25 protein-coding genes are annotated in these 25,229 nt (G+C 47.8%); 8 read left to right on the forward strand and 17 right to left on the reverse strand.

Features of this window, described 5'->3' with window-relative positions:
- The first annotated feature begins 190 nt into the window (after window positions 1–190).
- Window positions 191–898 carry a type 1 glutamine amidotransferase gene (locus O59_RS15670; protein ID WP_040392881.1) on the forward strand — a complete coding sequence of 236 codons (708 nt, stop codon included), beginning with the start codon at window positions 191–193 and terminating at the stop codon, window positions 896–898.
- On the opposite strand, the gene O59_RS15675 is transcribed toward O59_RS15670, so the two are convergent.
- The 3 genes from O59_RS15675 to O59_RS15685 form a co-directional block, all read right to left on the reverse strand.
- Window positions 878–1,567, reverse strand: a complete 690-nt coding sequence (locus tag O59_RS15675) for a VIT family protein (protein WP_040392884.1) — start codon at window positions 1,565–1,567, stop codon at window positions 878–880. The genes O59_RS15670 and O59_RS15675 overlap by 21 nt on opposite strands.
- Before the next feature lie 32 nt (window positions 1,568–1,599).
- Window positions 1,600–2,151, reverse strand: a complete 552-nt coding sequence (locus O59_RS15680; protein WP_007644404.1) for a cytochrome b — start codon at window positions 2,149–2,151, stop codon at window positions 1,600–1,602.
- Window positions 2,152–2,240: 89 nt separating this feature from the next.
- A complete protein-coding gene (locus O59_RS15685; RefSeq protein WP_007644405.1) occupies window positions 2,241–2,714 on the reverse strand; it encodes a DUF3465 domain-containing protein in 474 nt (157 codons plus the stop codon).
- Between the two features lie 181 nt (window positions 2,715–2,895).
- Here O59_RS15685 and O59_RS15690 point away from each other — a divergent pair, with 181 nt between their 5' ends.
- The gene (locus O59_RS15690) at window positions 2,896–3,093 is read left to right on the forward strand and encodes a hypothetical protein (protein WP_007644406.1); all 198 of its coding nucleotides are present in this window, start codon (window positions 2,896–2,898) and stop codon (window positions 3,091–3,093) included.
- A gap of 74 nt (window positions 3,094–3,167) precedes the next feature.
- Window positions 3,168–3,785 carry a TetR/AcrR family transcriptional regulator gene (locus O59_RS15695; protein WP_007644407.1) on the forward strand — a complete coding sequence of 206 codons (618 nt, stop codon included), beginning with the start codon at window positions 3,168–3,170 and terminating at the stop codon, window positions 3,783–3,785.
- On the opposite strand, the gene O59_RS15700 is transcribed toward O59_RS15695, so the two are convergent.
- From O59_RS15700 to O59_RS15710, 3 genes are all read right to left on the reverse strand, one after another.
- Entirely contained in the window at window positions 3,782–4,150 is a 369-nt protein-coding gene (locus O59_RS15700; RefSeq protein WP_040392888.1) for an FmdB family zinc ribbon protein, read from the reverse strand. The genes O59_RS15695 and O59_RS15700 overlap by 4 nt on opposite strands.
- Before the next feature lie 70 nt (window positions 4,151–4,220).
- Window positions 4,221–5,450 (reverse strand): formamidase, encoded by a 1,230-nt coding sequence (fmdA, locus tag O59_RS15705; RefSeq protein WP_007644409.1) that lies wholly within the window; start codon window positions 5,448–5,450, stop codon window positions 4,221–4,223.
- Between the two features lie 140 nt (window positions 5,451–5,590).
- Window positions 5,591–6,781 (reverse strand): AraC family transcriptional regulator, encoded by a 1,191-nt coding sequence (locus O59_RS15710; protein WP_007644410.1) that lies wholly within the window; start codon window positions 6,779–6,781, stop codon window positions 5,591–5,593.
- Between the two features lie 200 nt (window positions 6,782–6,981).
- Between O59_RS15710 and O59_RS15715 the strand changes: the two genes are divergently transcribed.
- Window positions 6,982–7,296: a hypothetical protein gene (locus O59_RS15715; protein WP_007644411.1), complete on the forward strand. Its 315-nt coding sequence runs from the start codon at window positions 6,982–6,984 to the stop codon at window positions 7,294–7,296.
- Window positions 7,297–7,382: 86 nt separating this feature from the next.
- Here the strand turns inward: O59_RS15715 and urtE are convergent, their stop codons facing one another.
- The 5 genes from urtE to urtA all read right to left on the reverse strand — a co-directional run bounded on the left by urtE (window position 7,383) and on the right by urtA (window position 12,481).
- Window positions 7,383–8,072, reverse strand: coding sequence for an urea ABC transporter ATP-binding subunit UrtE (urtE, locus tag O59_RS15720; RefSeq protein ID WP_007644412.1), 690 nt, complete (start codon window positions 8,070–8,072; stop codon window positions 7,383–7,385).
- Between the two features lie 30 nt (window positions 8,073–8,102).
- A complete protein-coding gene (gene urtD / locus O59_RS15725) occupies window positions 8,103–8,852 on the reverse strand; it encodes an urea ABC transporter ATP-binding protein UrtD (protein ID WP_007644413.1) in 750 nt (249 codons plus the stop codon).
- Window positions 8,839–10,083: an urea ABC transporter permease subunit UrtC gene (gene urtC / locus O59_RS15730; protein ID WP_040392892.1), complete on the reverse strand. Its 1,245-nt coding sequence runs from the start codon at window positions 10,081–10,083 to the stop codon at window positions 8,839–8,841. Before urtC ends, urtD begins: the two co-directional genes overlap by 14 nt.
- Window positions 10,084–10,098: 15 nt before the next feature.
- Complete coding sequence (gene urtB, locus O59_RS15735; RefSeq protein ID WP_007644415.1) at window positions 10,099–11,025, reverse strand: urea ABC transporter permease subunit UrtB; 927 nt, start codon at window positions 11,023–11,025, stop codon at window positions 10,099–10,101.
- Window positions 11,026–11,233: 208 nt separating this feature from the next.
- A complete protein-coding gene (gene urtA, locus O59_RS15740) occupies window positions 11,234–12,481 on the reverse strand; it encodes an urea ABC transporter substrate-binding protein (RefSeq protein ID WP_007644417.1) in 1,248 nt (415 codons plus the stop codon).
- A 441-nt stretch (window positions 12,482–12,922) separates the two neighbouring features.
- Here urtA and O59_RS15745 point away from each other — a divergent pair, with 441 nt between their 5' ends.
- Together O59_RS15745 and O59_RS15750 are read left to right on the forward strand one after the other, a co-directional pair.
- Window positions 12,923–16,459, forward strand: coding sequence for an ATP-binding protein (locus O59_RS15745; RefSeq protein ID WP_007644418.1), 3,537 nt, complete (start codon window positions 12,923–12,925; stop codon window positions 16,457–16,459).
- Between the two features lie 12 nt (window positions 16,460–16,471).
- Window positions 16,472–17,383: a response regulator gene (locus tag O59_RS15750; RefSeq protein ID WP_007644419.1), complete on the forward strand. Its 912-nt coding sequence runs from the start codon at window positions 16,472–16,474 to the stop codon at window positions 17,381–17,383.
- Window positions 17,384–17,436: 53 nt separating this feature from the next.
- On the opposite strand, the gene O59_RS15755 is transcribed toward O59_RS15750, so the two are convergent.
- The 5 genes from O59_RS15755 to O59_RS15775 are packed head-to-tail and all read right to left on the reverse strand — an operon-like array spanning window position 17,437 to window position 21,066.
- Window positions 17,437–18,180 (reverse strand): ABC transporter ATP-binding protein, encoded by a 744-nt coding sequence (locus O59_RS15755; protein ID WP_007644420.1) that lies wholly within the window; start codon window positions 18,178–18,180, stop codon window positions 17,437–17,439.
- The gene (locus O59_RS15760; RefSeq protein ID WP_007644421.1) at window positions 18,170–18,928 is read right to left on the reverse strand and encodes an ABC transporter permease; all 759 of its coding nucleotides are present in this window, start codon (window positions 18,926–18,928) and stop codon (window positions 18,170–18,172) included. Before O59_RS15760 ends, O59_RS15755 begins: the two co-directional genes overlap by 11 nt.
- Before the next feature lie 36 nt (window positions 18,929–18,964).
- Complete coding sequence (locus O59_RS15765; protein ID WP_007644422.1) at window positions 18,965–19,390, reverse strand: hypothetical protein; 426 nt, start codon at window positions 19,388–19,390, stop codon at window positions 18,965–18,967.
- Window positions 19,387–20,019 (reverse strand): SCO family protein, encoded by a 633-nt coding sequence (locus O59_RS15770; protein ID WP_198284814.1) that lies wholly within the window; start codon window positions 20,017–20,019, stop codon window positions 19,387–19,389. Before O59_RS15770 ends, O59_RS15765 begins: the two co-directional genes overlap by 4 nt.
- A gap of 15 nt (window positions 20,020–20,034) precedes the next feature.
- Window positions 20,035–21,066, reverse strand: coding sequence for an ABC transporter substrate-binding protein (locus O59_RS15775; RefSeq protein WP_040392894.1), 1,032 nt, complete (start codon window positions 21,064–21,066; stop codon window positions 20,035–20,037).
- A 278-nt stretch (window positions 21,067–21,344) separates the two neighbouring features.
- On the opposite strand from O59_RS15775, the gene O59_RS15780 reads away from it, so the two are divergent.
- Window positions 21,345–23,399, forward strand: a complete 2,055-nt coding sequence (locus O59_RS15780) for a TonB-dependent copper receptor (protein ID WP_007644425.1) — start codon at window positions 21,345–21,347, stop codon at window positions 23,397–23,399.
- 532 nt (window positions 23,400–23,931) lie between these two features.
- Here O59_RS15780 and O59_RS15785 read toward each other — a convergent pair.
- Window positions 23,932–24,552, reverse strand: a complete 621-nt coding sequence (locus O59_RS15785; RefSeq protein WP_007644426.1) for a hypothetical protein — start codon at window positions 24,550–24,552, stop codon at window positions 23,932–23,934.
- A 337-nt stretch (window positions 24,553–24,889) separates the two neighbouring features.
- On the opposite strand from O59_RS15785, the gene O59_RS15790 reads away from it, so the two are divergent.
- The coding region (locus O59_RS15790; RefSeq protein WP_040392897.1) for a transposase at window positions 24,890–25,229 on the forward strand (340 nt) is incomplete at its 3' end.

Below are 25,229 nucleotides of genomic sequence, written 5' to 3' on the forward strand. Positions count from 1 at the left end.
GAAGTGCGCAAAATGACTGTTAATTGCACGCACAAACTGTGCCCGAGTATACACCAATCGTCAGACAATCAGCGGGTTTGACGCCAATTGTATGGAATTAATACACCCGAATTGGCAGGATCTCTGCATAATCAGCGGCAGAGTTTCACTCATTCCTGTGGCAATTAAAATACAACAGAAGGAACACACCATGAGAATTCACAGCCTGCAGCACGTCCCCTTTGAAGATATTGGCAGTATGGCCAATGACTTTCGCGCGCGCGGTTATGCACTTTCCACCACCCATTGGTACAACGGCGATACAGCACCAGCCCTGAATGATTTTGATGCGCTGATTGTCATGGGCGGCCCCATGGGTATTTATGACGAGGCGATTTACCCCTGGCTGGCGGATGAAAAAGCGCTGATTAAAGCGGCGATAACCGCCGGAAAAATTGTGCTGGGCATTTGTTTGGGAGCGCAGTTAATTGCCGATGTATTGGGCGGCAAAGTCACACGCAACCCGCACAAAGAAATTGGCTGGCTGCCGATTAGCATTAATCCCGCAGCGGCAACTCACCCTATCGCTCAAGTATTCACACGCTACGCAGATGTATTTCACTGGCATGGCGATACCCTTGCACTACCGCCGGGTGCGGTACATCTTGCACGCAGTGAAGGCTGCAGTAATCAGGCATTTTGTTACGGGGATAAGGTGTACGGTTTCCAATTTCATCTGGAAACCACACCCACTTCGGCGCGGGCGTTAATTGAACATTGTGCAGAAGATATTGATGGGTCGCGCTACACCCAAACCGCGCAGGCGATACTCGCAAGCAATGAAAAATTTGAGCAGATCAATCGCGCCATGAGCGAGGTAATTGCACTGGTTTTTGGCTCAGAGCAGCGCGCCAAATAGATGACCGGCCGCAAACGTCAGGGCCATCGCGGCGGCGCCCCAAAAACCCACCCGCAGGCTGCCGAGCAGCATATTGGCGCCACCCACTTTGGCGGCAAGCCCACCCAGTAATACCAGGGCGACTAGTGAAACCAACGCAATGGCAGGGGTTAACTGAGTTGCCGGTACCAGCAGGACAACTAACAGAGGAATAAAAGCCCCCACCGCAAAGGTGGCGGCCGAGGTGAGCGCCGCTTGTAATGGGCGCGCGCTCATCGCCTCGGTGATACCCAGCTCGTCGCGCGCGTGAGCACCCAGCGCGTCGTGCTGCATTAATTGTTTGGCAACTTCGCGCGCGAGTTCACGTTCCAACCCCCGCGCGACATATATCTCTTGCAATTCGCGGTGTTCACCGACGCTATCGGTGGCCAGCTCATGAGTCTCACGCGCCAAATCAGCGGCTTCGGTATCGGCCTGGGAGCGCACCGATACATATTCACCCGCCGCCATGCTCATTGCACCCGCCACTAAACCTGCGACACCCGCGAGCAGAATTGCGGCACTATCGCTGGCGGCAGCCGCGATGCCCATCATCAAGCTGGCGGTGGAAATAATCCCGTCATTGGCCCCCAGAACCGCTGCACGCAGCCAGCCCGAATGATGTGAACGATGAACTTCGCGATGACGCATAGGGCTCTCCAGCCAAAAAAACAACAGGGGTTTTATTCCGCCTTGAAAGGCGAAATACGGCGCAGGGTATTGTCGCGTTTTACGTAGTGATGAAATAAGGCAGCGACAATATGCAGCGAGATCAGGTAATAACCAAAGGTGCCGACTTGTTTATGCAGCTCTTCCACTTGCTCAGCCAATGCCGCGTTTTCATCTAACAGTGGCGGCAATTCCAAACCAAAGAAAGGCACACCATGCCCTTCAGCGCTCAAAATAATCCAGCCGGCAATAGGCATAAAAATCATAAACGCATAAAGGGTGATATGAACCACCTTGGACAAGAGGTTCTCCCATAATTTGGGCTCAGGCACAATTGCCGGGGTTTTGCTGGAAAGGCGCAGCGCCAACCGAACCACCACTAATAGCAATACGCCCATGCCCAACATAAAGTGCAGCGCCTTTACCAATTCACGTGGCTCGCTGCCGCGCGGAAATTGACCGCGTATTTCAATAGTGACGAACACCGCCACCAGCAGCACAAACATAAACCAATGCAAGGCAATCAAAATCGGGCTGTAACGGTTGGGGCTGGACAAACTGGTCATAAAAGATCCTCGTTTTTGTTGTGTTAAAACCTTGTGTGAAAACTCTGCCTGCTGACGCTTGCGGAGAAAATTTTGCTAAAAACGGGCGACTAGCGATAAAGTTTTCCTTGATATCTCAACCATCCACCAGCGTGTTTGCCCTTAGGGTCGTGATGAGTCCAGTGGATAACACCGCCTTTATCGTTCCACTCGTACTCGCCGTAAAACTCAATCATCTCGCCCTCGCGCAAGGTTTCAATACGCGGTGCCAAGTCTATATTGTGGGAAATCAGCAGCGAATGCCCTGACTCCAGCTGCAGCAAAAATTTTTGATGGCGACTACCTTTGTTATCGTCGGGCAACACACGCACTACTCGCCCCTCGCCCGCCAACATCAGATCTGACTGGCGATTGGCAAACGCCTCGGCAATCAATAAATCGCGGCCACTGATATCCAGCGGCAGATCCAGTTGCTCACTGCCGTGACTGAGCAACTGCGCTTTATTGGCACTGTTTACCAACACCAATAGCAGCGCAAAAATCACCAAACCAACTAAATGACCGGTTTTTCGGGGCCAATGCATCGCTCATTTATCTCCACTAAAGCCTGGTCGCGCAGCATACCTTGTGCACCCAAAAGACGCACACTTTTACACAAGATGTCATTTGACAGACCAGATGGTCTGTAATTAAATAGCTACCGACCAACTGGTCGGTCAGCAATGCTCGCCATCAGATACCACTGCATGCAAGGAGAACCAAGGGATGAACCAATTGCCCCCTTCAGCCAGTCAATCCGTTTCATCGCTCGACCATATCCCGCTGCTGGGATACCCCGAATTTTCACTCGGGCTCCCGAGTCATATCCGTATGCTGCGTTTGTTGGGGTACGGATTTGTATTGCTCGGGCTCTTGTTAATTACGGGGGCGATGGGCTATCAATATCTGTGGCAGGCCCATTAGGCTTGTCGCGCAACGCGCTATCACCCACAGCGATATAACGATAATAATTTCACTCAACAATCCTAGAGAACCTCATGGCCACTGAACGCAACGCCGAACAAACCCGCACCCGGATTCTGGAAGCCGCCCACGAGGAGATTTATCAAAACGGCTATCAGGGAATGCGTATTGAAGCCATTTTGCAGAAGACCAATCTCGCCAAAGGCGCGCTCTACCATCACTTCCCCAACAAATTGGCGCTGGGTTATGCGGTTGTTGATGAAATTTTAATGGAGCACTTTCATAACAACTGGAATGAGTTTCGCCAGCAATATCCCGACCCACTCACCGCCATGCAGCAATTGTTTTTGTGGAAGGCAGAAAAGTACCGCGATGAGCAGTGTTTTAAAGGCTGCCCTTTAAATAATTTAAATCAGGAAATGGCAGCGATTGATGCAGGCTTTCACGCGCGCCTGGAAATGGTGATGGAGGCTATTTATCAAGCGATAGTGCAAGCGCTGGAATTGGGACAACAGCAAGGGGATGTGCGCGCCGACATTAATCCAACGCGCATTGCGATGTTTATTATGGCCAGTTACCAAGGCATTATGGGCGCCGCAAAATGTATGCAAGCGCCAGAATTATTGAGCGATTTATTTAGTACGTTGAACGATTACATCGACACCTTGCGCACCCCCGATCAGCCCCATTAATGGCTGATCATCCAGGGCCGCATAGAAGGAAACATTTTATTACCCTCCGCCGTGTACAGCAGATTGGATTTGCGAATCGGCTTATCGCCACACCCACAACCTTTACCGTGTTTATGTTCGCGCCGCGCCAGTTGTTCCGCGCGATAATCCGGCGTTGATAATACCGGGCTGTGCATCGCACTTTCATTGCGTGTATGCGCCGCACGATTCTCCTGTTTCATATCCAAAAATTCCGGCGCAACCATCAATACCCGCGCACTCAAAGTCGCACAGGTCGGGCAATTTTTTGGCTGGCTGGATTCATCCATCGCCGCCAATTCATAAAACAAACCATGCTCGGGGCATTTATAGTCGTAAACAGGCATTTTAATCTCCACGTTTTTTAACCTCACCCTAACGCTCCCCCTGAATAAGGGGGAGGTTGGGAGGAGTCTGTTATTTGTCTTTCGACAAAGGCACATCCATTCCCGGTGATACTTTTTTGCTCGGGCCTTCAGCCGATGGATTCACATCAAAATCAAAAATATCCGTCGGCAGCCAGAGTGTTGCGCAAGCATTGGGAATATCCACCACTCCAGAGATATGCCCCTGTACCGGTGCACAGCCTAATATCGAATAGGCCTGCGCTTTGGAGTAGCCAAATTTGGTCAGGTAATTAATCGCATTCAAACAAGCCTGGCGATACGCGACATGCACATCCAAATAATGTTGCTCGCCATATTCGTCCACCGAGATGCCTTCAAAAATTAAATAGTCGTCATATTTCGGCGCAATCGGGCTGGGTTTGAAAATGGGATTTTTAATCGCGTATTTGGCCATACCGTCTTTAATTAAATTCACGCGTAAATGAATCCAGCCCGCCATCTCAATCGCACCACAAAAAGTGATCTCGCCATCGCCCTGACTGAAGTGCAAATCACCGACCGAAAGCCCGCCGCCTTTGACATAAACGGGGAAATAAATTTTGGAACCGCGCGACAAATCTTTAATGTCACAGTTGCCACCGTGTTCACGCGGCGGCACTGTACGTGCGCCTTCAGCCGCCGCCGCTTTGGCTGCATCGGGAGCCATGCGACCCATGTGCGCAGTGTCGGCATAAGGCAGAGTTGCCAGGGCTGGAACCCGTTCAGGTTCAGTGTCATAAAGTTCTTTTTCGCGTTTATTCCACTCCAGCAACATTTCTTTGGAGGGCAAACAGCCAATCAAACCGGGGTGCATTAAACCCGCGAATTCTACATTCGGCACATGCCGCGATTTGGTAAACATACCGTTGAAATCCCAAATGGATTTCTGCGCTTCCGGAAAATGCTCTGTTAAAAACCCGCCGCCATTTTGTTTGGAGAAGAAACCGTTGAACCCCCATAGGCTCTCCTGAAAAGCGCCTATATCAAGAATATCCACCACCAATAAATCACCTGGCTCGGCACCTTCTACACCAACGGGGCCGGACAAAAAATGCACCTGGGTTAAATCCACATCGCGCACATCGTCAGCGTTATCGTTGTTGGCAATCTGGCCGCCGGTCCAGTCATAACATTCGATAATAAAATCGTCGCCCGGTTTTACCGTTTTCACCATCGGAATATCCGGGTGCCAGCGGTTGTGAATCATTTCATTTTCGTAGGGGGATTTTTTCAGATCTATTTTGATAATAGTTTCGGCCATGGTTCTGACTCCAGTAGGGTTGGACAAACGAGTGTCGCGTGACTGGTTCAGTATCCAATTGCGGGGGGCGAGCAACAATACGACAAATAGCGCGCATGACTACGCTATTTGACGTATAGACTTTGGTGTGGGAGCGATGACTAAGGCGCGGGTTTGGCTGCACGTGCCGCCTGATCCTGATATTCCGTCGGCGTCATATTGGTCATCTTTTTAAAGGCGCGATAAAAGGTGGATTTGCTGTTGAAACCGGCATCCGCCATTACATCCAGCATGGAAAGTTTGGCGCTGCTCTTACTGACATTCTGAGCAAAGCTCCGGGTAAGAATATCCACCGCTTTTTTCACGCGGAAATTATTGATGTAATCAAAAAAGTTTTGTTTGCCAGTGCGATTAATCGCCGATGAAATTTTGCGCGCAGAAATACCGGTAATTTCCGCCAATTGTTCCAGGGTGAGGTCAGGGTCCAGGAACAATTCCCGCTCCAGCATGATGTGGTTCAATTTATCCATAATGCCGGGGTCGATACTCTCTGGTTCTTTTACCTCGGTTTTATCCTCAACCGGCTGCAACACATACCCAATAGTGACATGTGCCATGCTGTACACCACCAGAGCATTAACAAAAATCGCATTGAAAATATTGCCCGAAATACCAATCACATTGCCCAGCCACATGGACGAACTAAACAGGGTAATCAAGTAGGAAATAAACACCCACACCCAAATCATTAAAAAACCGCCGACCAACATCATCAGCCAGAACATATCGATTTTTTCTATATTCGAATAACGCTGTTTTAGTTCTTCTTTATAACGAAGCAACAATATCAAACAGGCCACGCCGTAGCCCACATACATAATATTGCGCACCCACAAATGCACCTGGTACACCGGGTTGCTGTACAGCAAGCCAAATTGGGTAATGCCCAACTCGCGCCCCTCTTCCCCCAAACTGGCATAAAGCGCGGCAATCATTAAGGGAAAGACAAAGAGCGGAATAAAGTGCACTACATCCTTGCGACTAAAAACGTAGTCGGCATAAAGCAGTGACTTGACGTAAAAATAAAGCGTGGGCGCGGCGAGATAAACACTGAACTTCAGGCAATAAAAAATATGTATATGATCAGAGAGGTAAACATGTTTGATGCTGGGGCTCCAATAAATCATCGCATCCAGCGCGTCCAGGCCAATGGCGAGCAAGAAAAATGCGAGGAAAATATTAGCCTGACGTTTGCCCACTTTGACGATCAATAACAAGATGGCAAACAATAGCGACTGAAAAATAATCAAAATGACAGGAACGTCATTAAAGCTAAAGACAAGTTTATCCACGGTTGATCTCTCTATTTTTATTGGAATTTATTCGCTGTTAACAGCATTGCCGTCTGCTAAACAATATACGGGGTTTATTCCCGGTCTGCAAAAATCCGGATTGTGCAAATACTGTGATTGTTAATTGCGTCAGAGAACAAATTAAGAGTTGTTGCGTCTCACTATCACTTAGTTAAGCGCAACAACCTGAGGTAATTAATATGATTATTAAGCTATTAAAAATGGCCGGCATTATTGGAATTTTATTGCACACTATCGCCCAACCCGTATACGCGGCAGATAAACAACGCCCGCTGCGCGATGAACGCCACTTCGGACCACCGGAGGAAGCACTGCTGGCCTGCAAAGGTTTAACTGAAAATGACGCCTGCGCATTTGCGGGGCGCAATGATGAAATGATTAATGGAATTTGTTCCCTACCCCCAACACAGGCGGATAACACAGTGCTCGCCTGCAAGCCCGACCATATGCCCGAACACGCTAATATGGAGCCGCCACCAAACCGTGAGGATTAGTAACACAAAATAAACAAATGAAAAAAGCCAGCAGTTGCCCGAGACGTGACAAAAGCTGGCTGAAACTTTTTTAGTTGTTAAAAAAATTATACGGATAAATAAGCCGCCACTTTGGCTTCATTAATGGTTGAACGCAGTTCTTCGTGCACTATCTCACCTTTTTCAATCACCAAAATACGGTCGGCAATATCCAGCGCAAAACTTAATACTTGTTCCGATACCACAATCGATAAACCACGCTGATCACGAATCATTTTTAACGTGCGCCCCATCTCGCGGATAATCGATGGCTGAATGCCCTCAGTCGGTTCATCCAGAAATAACATTTTGGGGTCGCTGGCCAGTGCGCGGGCAATGGCCAATTGTTGCTGTTGCCCGCCCGATAAATTACCGCCGCGGCGATTGCGCATTTCCAGTAATACCGGAAACATATCATAAAGTTCTTTGGGCACAGTGCGACGCTTGGTAGTAGTCAAGCCAGTTTCAATATTTTCTTTTACGGTCATACTGGAAAAAATCATGCGCCCCTGGGGAACAAAACCAAAACCGCTAGCAACACGCTGATAACTTTTTAACTGGCTCACTTCTTTGCCATCGAGTGTTACGCTGCCGCTATTGCTTGGAATAACACCCATCAGTGATTTCATCAAGGTGGTTTTACCCATGCCATTGCGTCCCATCACGGCGACGATTTCGCGCGGTTTAACTTCAAAGTTCAGCCCGTGCAGCACTTCACTCTGGCCATAACTCACCCGGTAATCTGATACAGATAACATAATTAATTCCTCGTGTTATGCAGCCGTTTATTAATGCCCCAGATAAACTTCAATGACTTTGGGATCATTTTTAACCTTGTCCACGGAACCTTCCGCCAGAATTTTTCCTTGATGCAACACCGTCACCTTGTCCGCAATCTGCGCCACAAATTGCATATCGTGTTCAATCACAATCACCGAGCGGTCTTTAATAATGCTGCGCAACAATTCGGCGGTTTGCTGGCGTTCACCCACTGACATGCCCGCTACGGGTTCATCCAGCATTAACAAGTCCGGGTCTTGCATTAATAACATGCCAATTTCCAGCCATTGTTTTTGTCCGTGACTCAGTAGCTCTGCCTGCCGATCCAACTGATCGCCTAAAAATATCATCTCCGCCACTTCATGAACTTTATTAACTACCTCTTCATCGCGTTTGAATACCAGCGCACCAAATACCGAGCGACCGCGCGGAAACGAAATCTCCAAATTTTCAAACACCGTCAAATCGCCATAAATCGACGGCGTTTGAAATTTGCGCCCGACACCGGCTTTCACTATGTCGTGCTCTTTCATTTTGGTTAGTTCTTTATTGCGGAATTTAATGGAACCTTCAGTGGCTTTGGTGCGACCACAAATTAAATCCAACACCGTGGTTTTACCAGCACCATTAGGGCCAATGATTACGCGGATTTCATTTTCATCCACATAAAAACTCAAATCATTCACTGCTTTAAAACCATCAAAGGATACGGTGAGACCTTCCACCGCTAATACAAAGTCAGTATTACTGGGGCTCATGGATTGCTCCTTGTGGAATAGATCGGGGTTCAGCAGCTACTGTTGAGGTTTTTTTAATGTCACTGGGCTTTGCACTTTCGCTGGAGGCCGTATCTGCGGCGACTACAGCTACCGTTTTTTTCTTGAACAACTTCTCCAACAGAGCGTCTACTTTGGGCGCCGCATAGGTGTTATAGATACCTGCCAACCCATTCGGAAAGGCCATTACCACCGCGATAAATAAACCGCCCATGGCAAACAACCACAGCTCAGGAAAGCTTTCTGAAAAAGACGTTTTGGCAAAGTTCACCACCAGTGCGCCGTACACTGCACCAACGATGGATAAGCGCCCACCTACTGCGCAGAAAATTACCATTTCAATGGAAGGCACTATGCCCACCAAAGTTGGCGACATAAATCCCACCTGCAAGGTAAACAATGCACCGCCAATCGCCGCGAAAATGGCGCCTACGCAGAATACAAATATTTTAAAGTTGGATACGTCATAACCGGAAAAGCGTACACGATCTTCTTTGTCGCGCATGGCTACCAGCAAACGGCCCAATTTACTTTTACGAATATACTGCGCGATAAACAAACACACGAATAACATAAATACACACACAAAATAAAAGATGTATTTCGCATTGTCGGTGCGAATATCCCAGCCATGCAAAGTACGTAAATCAGTCATGCCATTTACACCGCCGGTATAACCCTGCTGGCCGATAATTAAAATCGTAAGAATGGCCGCAAAAGCTTGGGTGATAATCGCAAAATAAACACCACCCACCCGGCGTTTAAACATGGCAACACCGATGATGTAGCCGAGAATGGTCGGCACCACAATAATCGCGAGCAGGGTAAAACCAAAACTGTGGAACGGCTGCCAGAAAAACGGCAACTCGGTAATTTGGTTCCAATCCATAAAATCCGGAATACCCGGTGTGGATTGAATTTTTGTGCTCTCCGGGTCAGAGGCTTCCAGCTTTAAAAACATCGCCATGGCATAACCGCCCAAGCCAAAAAATACCCCCTGCCCCAAACTCAAAATACCGCCGTAACCCCAACACAACACCAAACCCACCGCCACAAACGCATAGGTTAAATATTTGCCAACTAAATTGAGACGAAAAATATCCAGCGACAGCGGCAATACAATCACCAGAATTACCGCGAGCACCAAAAAACTGAGCAAATCTTTTTTGGGCAAAAACGACGCCGTAGCATGACTCGATAATAAACTCGACATAATGATCGACTCCCCTTAACGACGCACTTTGAGTGTGAACAAACCTTGCGGGCGCAGCATCAGAATTACCACCACAAATAACAGTGTTAATACTTTGGACATAGAGCCACTCATAAAAAATTCCATGGTGGATTGCGCCTGCGAAATACTGAATGCGGAGGCAATAGTGCCGAGCAAACTGGATGCGCCGCCAAATACAACAACTAAAAAGGTATCCACAATATACAGTTGGCCTGACGTTGGGCCCGTGGAGCCAATCATGGTAAATGCACTGCCTGCCACACCGGCAATACCACAACCCAGTGCAAAGGTAATACGATCCACCTTCGCCGTATTAATACCCACCGCACCGGCCATAGGGCGATTTTGTACTACGGCGCGCACCTGCGTGCCCCAGCGCGAGCGATACATTAATAATGCAACGGCAAGTGAAATGCCGAGCGCTAAACACATTACAAATAAACCGTTAATCGGTAATTCAATGGTGTCTGTTAGTTGATAAGAACCCATTAGCCAATCGGGCAAAGTCACACCGACTTCGCGCGCGCCGAATACAGTGCGATAAAGTTGTTGCAGAATTAAACTCAGGCCCCAGGTCGCAAGCAACGTATCCAGTGGCCGATTGTAGAGATGGCGAATCATCGACCATTCCACCAGCGCACCGAGTGCGGCAGCGGCGACAAAGGCGAGAATCATCGCGAGAATAAAATAGATGCTGAAAAAATCTGGCAGGTAGGTAGAAAACACATTGGACGTTAAATAAGTGACATAGGCGCCGAGAATCATAAACTCACCGTGCGCCATGTTAATTACACCCATCTGCCCAAAAATAATGGCAAGCCCCAAGGCCATGAGCACAAACACCGAAAATAAAATCAATCCTGCTACACCTTGCATTGCAAAGATCGACATTAATTCCGAGCTACTGTATTCAGCAAACATAGCTGCACCTCATCATCTCGCATAAGAAATTACTGATGAACCCGGAAGTGAGGAATAGTGTTTGATTTAAAACCGTATGAGGCATGGATGCCGATTCGAGCCTACATGGATGTATTTACGGCGCGTTTTAAATTGAACACTATTCCTCGCTCACACTGGCCAATTTTTAATACTTGCAGCCAGCACAATGGCTGGCTGCAATTAACAGTTATTGATAACCTTTAGGGAATGGATCCGGCTCGATCAGGTCGGTGGTTTCAAATACCACATCGTATTGACCATCAGGACGTGCGTGACCGATACGGGTTTTTGACCAAAGGTGGTGATTGGGGTGAACTTTTACATAACCTTCCGGTGCAGTGGTCAACTCAATACCCGGCGATGCCGCGCGCACTTTATCGATATCAAACGAACCGGCTTTTTCCACCGCCGCTTTCCACAACCAGGGGCCAAGGTAAGCCGCTTGGGTTACGTCACCAATTACTGTGTCTTTGCCCCACATAGCTTTGAAATCCGCTACGAATTTTTTGTTGTTGTCGTTCGGCAAGCTTTGGAAATATTTCATCGCCGCATAAGCACCTTGCATGTTGTCACCACCAATACCGAGAATTTCGTCCTCAGTCACTGAAATGGTTAATACCAGCGGTTTCTCTTTGGTCATATCAATACCCGCCGCTTTTAATTGTTTGTAGAAGGCCACGTTAGAACCACCCACAACAATTGCGTAAATCACGTCAGGTTTTTTCAGTTTGATTTTGTTAATCACCGAGTTGAATTGGGTGTGACCCAATGGGTAATACTCCTCACCCACTACACTCAAGCCTAATTTTTCAATATGTTTGCGGGCAATTTTGTTGGAGGTGCGCGGCCAAATATAATCTGAACCAAGCAAGTAGAATGATTTAGCGCCTTTGGTTTTGGTTACCCAATCGATACCGGCAATAATTTGTTGGGTTGCTTCTTGCCCGGTATAAATAACGTTGGGCGATTGCTCCAAACCTTCATAAAAGGTGGGGTAATACAACATGCCGTTGTATTGTTCAAAAATCGGCAATACCGCTTTGCGCGATGCAGAAGTCCAACAACCAAATACTGCTGCTACTTTATCGTTCACCAATAATTTTTTTGATTTCTCTGCAAAGGTGGGCCAGTCGCTGGCACCGTCCTCTTGAATGTATTCAATTTTGCGACCGAGCACACCGCCCATCGCATTGATTTGTTCAATCGCCAATTTTTCCGCTTGCACCGAACCCGTTTCACTAATCGCCATGGTGCCGGTTACTGAGTGCAAAATACCGACTTTTACTGTGGTATCGGTCACTGCAAGGCCCGTGGTATTTACCTCGGCCTGAACACTGCCAAATGCCAGCGAGGCCGCGAGTGTTAATAAACACTTCTTCCAGGTTTTTGAACCTGCGCCCTTAACCGGCGCAGAGGGTTGTATGGTCTTGTTCATTGTCGTTCCTCAGGTAATTAAACATTGTCTGGTCACACAAATGCATAAAAAACGTTTTGTTGATGTTTGTAGCGTGAGTCCACTGAGCGCGTATTTACCACCGAGACATTGCCCTGAAGCGGGAGCAATCTCTACGTGGCTCAATGTAAGTCTGGGGAGGGGGTATCACCATTCGATAAATGACACAGGCCGCTACGTCATTTGACGCATAGCCAATCGTTAAAGTTGGTACAGCAATTGAAGGACAACAGCAAAGCGGGGATAAAAAGTTCAACGAGTCACAGAAGACAATAAAAGCAACAGTAAACGCACCACAAACGATCACCATTGCAGCGGTGCGCATGAAAATAATGCAGCGATAAATGACAGCAGCCAATAACCCGAGTATTCCATTCACCAGCGTTTTGTTCCCGGACGAACAAATTGTTTAACGGGTAAACCATGACCGCCAAACAACATATATTTCGCGTGCGCCGCAATTACAACCAGTGGGTGGCCAACCAAACACTGGAAGACTACGCGCTGCGTTTTACCGCCAAAAGTGCGCGGCGCTGGTCGGCGGCCCGTGTAGCCACTACCGCATTAGGGGCAATTTCGTTTCTCGCGCTGGAAGCAATAGGTGGTGCGATTACCTTGCACTACGGTTTTAATAACGCCGTTGCAGCCATTCTTGCGGTAAGCGCGATTATTTTTCTCACCGCGATTCCCATCAGCTACTACGCCGCAAAATACGGTGTAGATATAGATTTGCTCACCCGTGGCGCTGGCTTTGGTTATATTGGCTCCACCATTACCTCGCTAATTTACGCCTCGTTTACCTTTATTTTTTTCGCGTTGGAAGCGGCCATTATGGCCATGGCGTTAGACTTGTTATTTGGCATTCCCCTGGCCTGGGGTTATTTGATTAGCTCGGTGGTGATTATTCCGCTAGTCACCCACGGCATTACTTTTATAAGTCGCTTCCAATTATGGACCCAGCCGCTGTGGTTAATTCTGCAACTCTTGCCCTTTGTTTTTATTATTTATGCCGATGCCAGTGCGGTAGAAAGTTGGACTGAATTTTCCGGCGGTTTACCCAATGAAAATAACGGGGCAACGGCAGGAGTAAACGTTTTGTTGTTTGGTGCAGCCTCCGCCGTTATTTTTTCGCTGATTGCACAAATTGGAGAACAGGTGGATTTTTTGCGTTTTTTACCCGAGCCAAAACCAGCAACACGCTGGCGCTGGTGGGTAGCATTAATTGCCGGGGGGCCGGGTTGGATTGTGATTGGCGCAATAAAAATTTTGGCGGGTTCATTCCTGGCGGTGCTGGCATTAAATCACGGCATCGGTATGGAAGAAGCCGCCGACCCAACCCGCATGTATATGGTGGCGTTTACCTATATCACCAGTTCCCCGGAAGTTGCGCTGTCGGTAGCAGGAATTTTTGTCATTTTAAGTCAGTTAAAAATTAATGTGACTAACGCTTACGCCGGTTCGATTGCCTGGTCAAATTTTTTCTCCCGCTTAACCCATAGCCACCCCGGCCGCGTAGTGTGGTTAGTATTTAATGTGGCGATTGCGCTGTTATTAATGGAGCTGGGGGTTTACCGCGCACTGGAACAAACGCTCGGTTTTTACGGCATAGTCGCTGTGGCCTGGTTAGGTTCGCTGGTGGCCGATTTAGTCATTAATAAACCGCTCGGCCTCAGCCCGAAACATATCGAATTTAAACGCGCGCACTTGTACGACATCAATCCGGTTGGTGTTGGCTCCATGCTCATCGCCTCGGTGATGGGCATTGTCTGTCACGCCGGTGTACTGGGTGATATTGCACAAGCGCTATCGCATTTTATCGCCTTGGGCTTGGCCTTAATCTGTGCACCGCTGATTGCCCTTGCCACGCGTGGGCGCTATTACCTTGCGCGGCCAGTTACCGGTATTAATTCTCCTGAGTACCGTTATTATGAGCCGCAAAAAAATGCGACCGTCTCCTGCTGTATTTGTGAACACAAATTTGAATATGAAGATATGACCTACTGCCCTGCCTACGCGGGTGATATCTGCTCACTCTGTTGTTCGCTGGATGCACGCTGCAATGACTATTGCAAACCCGAGGCGAACTATACCCATCAGCTGAGCAATTTTTTTACCCGTTTTTTACCGGCATCCTTTAGCGCCAATATCAATTCACGGGTTGGACATTTTATTATTTTGGTGGCGGTGATTAATGGCCTGTCAGCAATTTTATTATCGCTTATTTATTTTCAAACCCCGATAGACGCGCCTGAAACCGCTGCGCTGTTGGAAGCCACACTGTGGAAAGTATTTTTTCTACTGGTGATAATTACCGGTGTGGTGAGCTGGTTATTTGTATTAGCTCACGAGAGCCGCGTGGTGGCGCAAGAGGAATCACAACGGCAAACACGGTTATTGATGGAAGAAATTGAAGCGCACGAACGCACCGACCGCGCATTGCAAACCGCCAAAGAACAAGCCGAAGCTGCCAACCTGGCCAAGAGCCGTTACTTGACTGGCATCAGCCACGAATTGCGCTCACCACTGAATGCGGTGTTGGGTTATGCGCAGCTGTTGGAAAAAGCCAGCGATATTCCCGCCGGCCGCAAAGATGCGCTCGGTGTAATCCGTCGCAGTGGCGAACATCTAGCCGATTTAATTGAAGGGCTGCTGGATATATCCAAAATTGAAGCGGGCCGTTTGGATTTACATCAAGATCAAGTGCGCTTGTCATTACTCATTGAACAACTGGTACATATGTTCCGCTTGCAAGCCGAGGCAAAAGGGTTGGAATTTATTTACGAATGCAAGGATCGTCTGCCGGAGTTAGTGCGCACCGATGAAAAACGCCTGCGGCAAATTTTAATTAATTTGTTATCTAACGCGGTGAAATACACCAATAAGGGCAAGATCATTTTTAAATTGCGCTATCGCAGTCAGGTTGCGGAATTTACCGTTACCGATACTGGTGAAGGAATCGCCACCGAAAATATTGAACGCATTTTCCGCCCCTTTGAACGTGTGCATCGCCCCGGCTCTACCGCTACGGGAACAGGGCTGGGTTTAACCATTACGCGGTTATTGTGTGAAATTATGGGTGGCGATATTGCCGTGAGCAGTAAGCTCGGTGAGGGCAGCCAATTTAAAGCCAGTTTAATGCTCGCGAGTATTACCAACCCGCAGCGCGAATCCATTACCGCGCCGGTGCAAACTATTTTTGGCTATCGCGGCCCGGTGCGTCGCTTGTTATTGGTGGATGACGACGCGAGCCATCGTCAATTAATGCGCGCCATGCTCAGCCCGTTGGGTTTTGAAATTATCGATATGGATAACCCTTTGGAAGTTGTGCCGCGTTTGCAGTACGAAATAGCGCAAGGTACTCCACCGGAGTTAATTATGCTGGATGTCTCTATGCCGGAGATGAGCGGTTGGCAACTGGCGGAGCAATTGCGCGCGCAGCTTTTCCACGGGCCGATCATCATGGTCTCAGCGGATGCCAGCGAAGGCAAAAATCATAGCGATGCACCAGAACACGCGCTGCACAATGCCTATGTCATTAAACCCGTACGTTTGCCGCTACTGCTGGATCATATCGGCAATTTATTAAAACTAACCTGGTGTTATGAAAATACAGCTTCCGCATCTACACCACAAACAAACAGGTCGCACACAAACACACTACACACAACCAGAGAGAAAAATAAAATCCCAAACAATATTATTGTCAGTGACAAAACAGAATCGCCTGATGGTCAGATTAAAAATTTAGCTAACAACAGCACACTGCAGCAACTAAAAAACATGGCCGCCATAGGCCATAAAAAGGGCCTGCTCGAAGCCATTGCGCAACTACAACAGCTGGCAAGTAATGGCGATGACACCCAATGGTTACAAGAATTACAACAACTCAGCGCTAACTTCCAGTTCGAAAAAGTGATTGAAATGATTGATGATTACTGCGCACACGAACCCACTCACTAAACGGAGACCAAAATGATCAGCAATAGCAATGTGGTACTCGTGGTTGATGACTCCATCGATAGCATTCACATGCTGAACGATGTATTGGAGGATGCAAAATTTACCGTGCTTGTTGCGCTGGAAGGCACCCAAGCACTGACCATCACCCAAAATATTCGCCCGGATATTATTTTGCTCGATGCCATAATGCCCAACATGGATGGCTTTGAAACCTGCAAACGTCTGAAACAAAACCCGCAGCTGGCCGATGTGCCCATTATTTTTATGACAGGGCTAAGTGATACCGAACATATTGTGATGGGGTTGGGCGCAGGCGGTGTGGACTACATTACCAAACCAATTAAAGCCGACGAATTAATTGCACGCATGCAAGTGCATTTAGCCAATGCGCGCATCACCCAGAGTGCACGCGCCGCACTGGATACCGCTGGTCAATATTTATTAACTATTAATACCCTGGGAAATTTGGTGTGGGCCACACCGCAGGTCTATCAACTACTCGATAATTCTGGCGCAACCCAGGACTCCATTGTGCTCACCACATCGATAACCCAACAACTGCGCGACTGGATTAGCCACAAACCCGAAACGGGGCGGCAATTATTATTGCAGCAACTAAGCACCGAGTTATCGGTAGAAATGCTCAACTTGATTGACGGTAAAGAATATTTACTGCGTTTAACGCCCGCCCACAAACCCGCCGACGACACCCAATCCCTCAAACAACAATTCGCCGTAACCGGCCGCGAAGCCGATGTATTATTGTGGATCGCCAACGGCAAAACCAATCGCGAAATTGGCCAGATTTTAGAAATGAGCCCACGCACAGTGAACAAACATTTGGAGCAGATATTTAAAAAATTAGGTGTGGAAAACAGGACGTCGGCCGCAGCAATTGCTATCAGGTCTTTGGCGCGGGGGTGAAATCCAGTTACCTTGTGAAGTAGATTAAAGCCGGTGAAACACCGGCTTTTTTACTAACACTCAATGCCCAGTTCACGCAAAATATCGTCGCGCAATTGTTGTAAAGCGGGGTCAGACAATTTGCGCGGGTGTGCAAAAGGTACATCAAAAATTGTCTGGATGGTTGCTGGACGGTTTGATAACACCACTACACGATTAGCCAAATGAACGGCTTCTTCCACGTCGTGGGTAATCAATATAACGGTGTGTCGCTCCTCCTCCAAAATCCGCAATAACTCGGTGCGGATACGCAAGCTCATTAATGCATCCAGTGCAGAAAAAGGCTCATCCATATAAAGGATTTCCGGTTTAACCGCGAGCGCACGCGCAATTTCTGCACGCTTTAACATACCGCCCGACAACTCACGCGGATAGTGTTGCTCAAAGCCTTTTAAACCCACCAAATCTGCATAGTGGTCAGCAACTGCCGCTTTGTCGACATGTTCATCATTTAAACCAAACATCAAATTTTGCTGTACGGTTAACCAAGGGAACACCGAGCCGTGTTGGGAAATCAAAATACCGTTGGCATTGGGACCTTTGCGCTCTACGCCATCAACCGCGATACTGCCTTCATCCGGCTGTAAAAAACCGGCGATCATTTTCATCAGTGTGGATTTACCGCAGCCCGAAGGGCCAACAATCGCAATAAATTCCCCATCAGCAATTGTGAGATTGATACCGTCAATTACTGATTTGGATTCGCTGCCGGAAGAAAAACTTTTTTTAATATTTTGAATAACAATCTTATCGGTCATAACGCCACCTTACTGATTTATGTCCTTCCATTAGTCGCATCAAGCCGTCCAACAAAAGTCCGATGACGCCAATAATAATCATACCTGCAATCACCAAATCATAGCGATTACCCGCATTACGTGAATCCATAATCATGTAGCCAAGGCCGGAGCGTAGGGCAATCATTTCTGCCGCCACCACTACCAACCAGGCAACACCCAAAGAAATGCGCATGCCCACAATTAAATCGGGCAGTACCGCCGGAATGACTACTTGCCGATACAGCTTGTAACGCGACACACCAAAGTTTTCAGCCGCATTTAAGTAACGCGGTTCAATGGTATGAACGCCTGCCGCGGTTTGCACAATCAACGGAAATACCGCAGCAATAAAAATTAAGAAAATCGGCGATGCATTACCTACTCCAAACCAGAGAATCGCCAGTGGAATCCAAGCAATGGGTGAAATGGGCCGCATAATTTGAAAGGCCGGATTTAACGTGGCGTAAGCACTATCGACACGCCCCATCCATAGGCCCAGCGGGATCGCAATAAGTACCGCCAGTAAAAAACCAGTACCTACGCGCATTAATGACGAGCTGATGTGCTCCCATAACGTGCCATCTTCAATCAACTCCATTGCACCAGTCACTACTTGCAACGGAGTGGGGAAAATTACGCTTTTAGTTTGCACCACCACAATCCACCAAACCGCAATTAGCACCGTGATTAGCGCTAGCGGTGGTAATATTTTTTTGAGTTTTATCACAGAAACTACCTTTTGTTATTTGAAATTTTACAACGACTAACGGAACACATTTTTAACTCGCCACAGCAAACGATTCCACCCCGCCGTGGGCTCAGGGTCAACCACTACGATCATTTGCCCGCTCGCATGGGCAGTGCAGGCAAATTCATACTCAGAAGCCAGTTCAAACGGCAATTTGAAACTTTGACCGGGCATAATCAGTGTCGGCCCAAACATTTGCGGCACATCATCCAGATTGCGCAACACTAATAGATCGCGCACACCCAGCGCCAAGTAAATCTGGTCAGGTAGAATGCTGACCGGATTACCCGCCATACGCTGCGCCCAAGTACCCTTGGGAATTTCAAATACTTCTTCACGGGAATCAAAACGAAGGGGATAAAAGGCAAGCAGTAAGGCCGCGGTACTCACCACGAAAATTACAGCCGACAGCAACCGGGCATAACCAACACTTACTTTCATAACGCAGCCTGTTGCGTTTTTTCTTGCAACAATATTTTGATGTCGTGGGTTATGTCATCTGCACTTTTTCCAAACGGCACCAGCGCGCGCAACAAACCGTCGCGATCAATCAAATAAATATACGAAGAGTGGTGCACTTCATAATTTCCGCCATTTTTGTGCACTTCTTTTTTCGCGATGATGCCATAAGCCTGGCGCACAGCCGCCAACTCATCGGCAGAACCGGTGACGCCAACAAAATGTGAATTGAAATTGGTTAAATATTCACGCAAGCGCGCCGGAGTATCGCGCTCAGGATCGACAGTCATATAAACCACTTGTACTTGCCCGGCTAACGCACCAAGATTTTTATAGACCTGCGCAAGATTAGCGAGTGTCATGGGGCAGACATTAGGGCAATTGGTAAAACCAAAACCCAATACCAGAAGTTTGCCGCGTTGTTCGCTCAGCGTGAATTGGTTATCACGGGAGCTGGGCAGGGAAAAATCCGGAGCTATGCGCGGTGGATCAAACACACCGGATTTTAATGCAGTACTTTTTGTTTCCGTACTTTTTGTTGCAGTACTTTCTGCCGCGACATTACTGACAACACTTAGGCAAAACACAAACACCATTATCAATCGAATCATCATCAGATCCTGCTATTAAACTGTAATGGCAACAGGTTTTGCATTGCGAACAAAGGTTTCATCAACATAGCTTTCATACGCAACGGGACTAGTCAGGGTTCCTGCAGCAATAGACAACTCCATCAGATCATTGAATTCGTCCTTGATCATACGCATATCACCATAGGTCACACGATCTTCAGGATTTTCCATCACGAAGCGAATAATATTCGGGTCCTGATTAAAAAACTGGCGCCCGGCGGCGATCTGCACGGCCTTCTCGCGATTCACCATATTCTGATCCAACCATGCACCCGCCCCCATCACGTGGTTAACCAAATCCTGTACTACTTCCGGTTGCTCCTGAATTAATTCTTCACGCACCGTCAGCACACAGCAGATGTAATTGCGCCATTCATCGCGGGTCATGCGTAAAGGGCGCGCATAACCCGCCTTTTGTGCGGCGGCACCAAATGGCTCGCCGGTACAGTAAGCATCTACCGCGTTCGCGTAGAGTGCGGCGGGCATATCCGGCGGTGGCATTTCTACAATTTCAATGTCGGTATGCGTCATGTTTTCCTGCGCGAGCATTTTGCGCAGGAATAAAAAGTCCACCGCAAAACGGCTTGGGATTGCGATGCGTTTACCTTTCAATTGGCTGAAGGTTTTGTAGTCAGAATCCGTGCGCACCATTATCACGGCGCCGGATCTATGCCCGAGGGAAATAATCTTAAGTGGTATTTTTTTGGTGGTGAGATCCATCACCAGCGGCGCCAGCATATAGGCCGCCTGAATGCGCCCGGTCATAAGCGACTCTTTGATCTCTGGCCAGCCACTGTATTTACTGTACTGGAAACCCACGCCCCCTGTACCTGCCGCCGCCTTACCAACACAGGCAATGGGTAACGTCAGATTGCAGGTAACAGGTAATCCACCCACCACCAGTAGATTGCTATCTTCGGTGCGCGAGCAGGACGCAACACCTAAAGGAAGGGTCGCGGCAGTCATGCCTAATAATAGCTTTCGGCGCTGCTGGGAAAATGTAGATAGAGAGTCGTGGGTGTTCATTTGATGCCTTTTTACGGTAGTGTCATGCCAATCAACAAAATGTGCCGCGCGAGTATTGATGATCGGCTCCGCACAATCTACAGAATTACCATAGATAAAGCCTATCGTATTTTGGGGATGCAAATTATGGCCCCCAAAATCGATCCTCCCCCACCTCACTCCCAATAGTTCATAGCCAAAATCTATAGGGCGCGCATTGTGGCAAGCCTGGGACATCCTCTATAACGCCGCTCACTTTCCATTCTCTCAATCAACTAATAAATAAGACCGAGAACACTATGACTAGTAAATCCCGCCTGATTAGTCTGGCTATTTGCACATTGCTTGCCCCGACTGTTTACGGCGATACCGACACGAAGGATGAATCCAAGCCTGAAGAAATGGTCATCACTGGCGTAAAAACTGAAACTCCACTCACCATCGAGACCGACCCCAAAGCGCCAAGACAACCACTACCCGCGCAAGATGGGGCGGATTACCTTAAAACAATTCCAGGCTTTTCCGTAATCCGCAAAGGCGGAACCAGCGGCGATCCGGTATTTCGCGGAATGGCCGGATCGCGACTGTCGCTATTGTTAGATGGTGATCTGGTATTGGGCGGCTGCGGTAGCCGCATGGATCCGCCCACTGCATATGTATTCCCGGAAACTTATGACCGTATTCGCTTGGTCAAAGGGCCGCAAACCGTTATTCATGGCCCCGGTAACTCTGCCGGTGTCGTTCTTTTTGAACGCGACCGGGAGCGTATGGCCCAACCCAGCTGGAAATTTTATAGCAGCCTTTTGGGTGGCAGTTTTGGTCGCAATGATGAAGTTATTGATCTCCAGGGCGGCACCCCGGATTTTTATCTCCGCGCAATGGCCAGCCATTCACAACAAGATAATTACCAGGATGGCGACGGTAACGAAGTCCACTCCCAATACGACCGCTGGAATACCAACCTTGCCTTGGGCTGGACACCCAGCGACGACGTGACTATCGAAATCAACGGCAGCCAAAGCGATGCAGAAGCCGCCTATGCGGATCGCAGCATGGACGGCTCAAAATTTGCGCGTGACAACCTCAGCGCCAAAGTAATTGTGAAAAACCTGACACCGTCCTGGAAAAAACTCGAGGCTCAAGCCTATTACAACTATGTCGATCACGTGATGGATAATTACTCTTTGCGTGAACGCACTGGAACGACGATGCAAATGGCCTCCAACCCCGATCGTCAAACCGAGGGCGCGCGCCTACTAGCTACTTTCACCCCAACCTCATCCGCCGAGCTGATAGTCGGTGCAGATACCCAGAAGAACGATCACACCAACCGCTCCACCTCAAACCAAATGATGATGCCCTATCAGGATATGCCGCGCGTTGGTGATGCGCATTTCCAACAACTCGGTGTCTTTGGTGAATGGACGCAAACCATAACAGCGCAGCAACGAGTAATTGGTGGGATACGCGTTGACGACTGGAGCGCAGAAGATCAACGCGCAGCAACTCGCATGATCGGCAATACCCAACACGTCAATCCCACTGCAGGCGAAGAACGCAATGAAAATTTATCTAGCGGCTTTCTGCGCTACGAAAAAGATTGGCGTAGGGTTACGGTCTATACCGGCATTGGCCACAGCGAACGTTTTCCCGACTACTGGGAATTAATTAGCAAAGAATCGCTGGATTCTATTAGTGCCTTCAACGCTAAAGCGGAAGAAACAACCCAGTTAGATATAGGTGCGATTTACAGCAAGCATCGCCTGAAAAGCAGTGTCTCTATGTTCTACAACGAAATTGATAATTACCTGCTGATCCAATCGCGCGTGAACAAACCAACGGGGCCAACGAGCACTAGAAGTACCACTGTCACCCGCAATGTAGATGCAACAACTTGGGGAATGGAAGCCGACCTTAGCTACGCATTGACCGACACATGGCGCACAGAAGCATCGGTAGCAAGTGTGCGCGGCACTAACGAAACAGATAATACCCACCTGTCACAAATCCCGCCGATCGAACTTCGCCTCGGCCTCTACTACAACAACCCAACTTGGTCTGCCGGTGTATTCTGGCGCGTTGCGGATGAACAGACACGAGTCGATATCAACAAAGGTAATATCGCAGGACAAGACATAGGCCCAAGCGAGGATTTCAATGTGCTCTCGCTTAACGCTGGCTGGCGCGCGCACAAAAATCTGTTGCTCACTACCGGTATTGATAACCTGCTTAATGAAACTTATGCAGAGCACATCAGCAAAGCAGGCGCCATGATCGCAGGTTACGACCAAACCACCCGCATCAATGAACCAGGAAGAACTTACTGGTTAAAAGCACAATTAACCTTCGATTAAAAACTCGTTATTAATAATAAATAATTAAAAGAATTATAGGTTGCAAAGGACTGCAGCCATAAATCCCATCTCCAACCCCATACCGTCGCGCTTCGCTAAACACGCCTTACCAGCATGAACAACATGCTTATTTCAGTGAAGTGATTACGCAGCATAACGCACACTTTTACAGACTTGGTAGGAACGTCCAATGCGGGTGTTTTCTATATCGCCTCAAATATTTATTTCGTAGGGCGCGCTTCGCGAAGCAAGTCGCCAAGCTTAGGCTATCAGCAAACAAGCTGACATTTGCACTTACTGTAGGTTGCTGGTGAGGAACGAACCGCAACATGAAATTGTTTCCAATGTGTGATTTAAAGCCCTCATGTGACCAATTGATAAAAACACTGGCATTAAAATGGATAATGAGAGCCGTAAAGCAAGCGACTAACTTCACAGATCGGCCAATTGCGGACCTTGGTGACGGGGTACTCAGTAAGAGAAAAAGCTGATTTTGATGCCGAAGCTGACGATTTTTTACCACAGTCGCTTGTTAGGTATTTTCAATTTTATTAAATAGCTCGCTATTTTCTGAAACCTCACAATCTGATTCCTCCTGTACCAGTTTTAAGAGCATATCTGCTGCCAATTCTTTAGTGCTCATAATATTCTTTTTAATAAACGGATATGTAACTCTTATGTAGTAATAATTATTCTTTCCTGGAGCCAAAAACAGCCAATTTCCAAATGAATGATGATTTTCATTCCAGCTTATTGCGCCAATATAAGCCTTCAGCGACTTGCTTTTTCCATTTATCGTTGTGCAGGTATTTTGATGTACTGCTAAATCAGCTTTATTTTCCTTAGCTGTACTGAAAAGAGATATAAACTCTAACTCCCCGGTTTTACTAGCAATGTTTCTGGGATAAACATAGAACGTTATTTGAATTTTTCCTAAAGAGTACTCTACAGATGCCGAATTTGGCTCATCAGGGTCAAAGACATCAAGCTTTGAAATTGAATATTTTTCAAACTTATTCGGGAAAACGATACCGCTATTCTTGTGAAGTACCGCTTTTCTTTTTATAACTTCAAAGCCTGCGGGAATTTCAAGCGCAAAACAATTCGTACAGAAAATAAAAAATGCCGTAAATATAGTACAGTTAAATTTCATTTATTTTTACCTAACGTTAAGCACAACGGCAGTTTGTAAGTTGCGCGTTGTGGAATACTTTTGCGAAGCCAAAACACATAAGCGCGACTTACAAACTGGGCAGCCGCGCAGCGGCGTGTTGCTGCGCCTTGTATGATTGATTTCACCAGTTTTCTTATCATTCTTAACGCGATAAGGTGGAGCCCATACCTGCAGCAACAGGTATTCAGCAAGGTAGCCCGGTGCAACGCCGGAACCGAATCATCGAGTCCGTTAACAAGCGTGGGCGCCTTGCTGATTCTACTTTTAACTCGAACAGTCGAATGGGCTCCGAGCCCGAATGTAGCAAGGGTGAGTTATGAATACAACTACCGCCGCACACATTGATCGCAGTGAAAGAAATGTAGGAATCGACATTGGAAAAAGCACACTGGATGTTTGCATTTTCGAGCTCGATGTCTATTTGCAGTACCCCAATACCACAGAAGGGATTCGTGAATTAATTAAAAAACTATCGCGTTATAACCTCACTCGCATTTTGGTTGAGGCAACCGGTGGTTACGAACGAGGTTTGGTGGAAGCCTGCACCGAAAAGGAATTGCCGGTGATTATTGTCCAGCCGACCCAGGTTCGTCAGTTTGGTAAAGCACAAGGTGTTTTTGTCAAAACCGATAAAATTGACTCGCGGCTTATTGCAC

Source organism: Cellvibrio sp. BR, assembly GCF_000263355.1.
Classification (GTDB): Bacteria; Pseudomonadota; Gammaproteobacteria; order Pseudomonadales; family Cellvibrionaceae; genus Cellvibrio.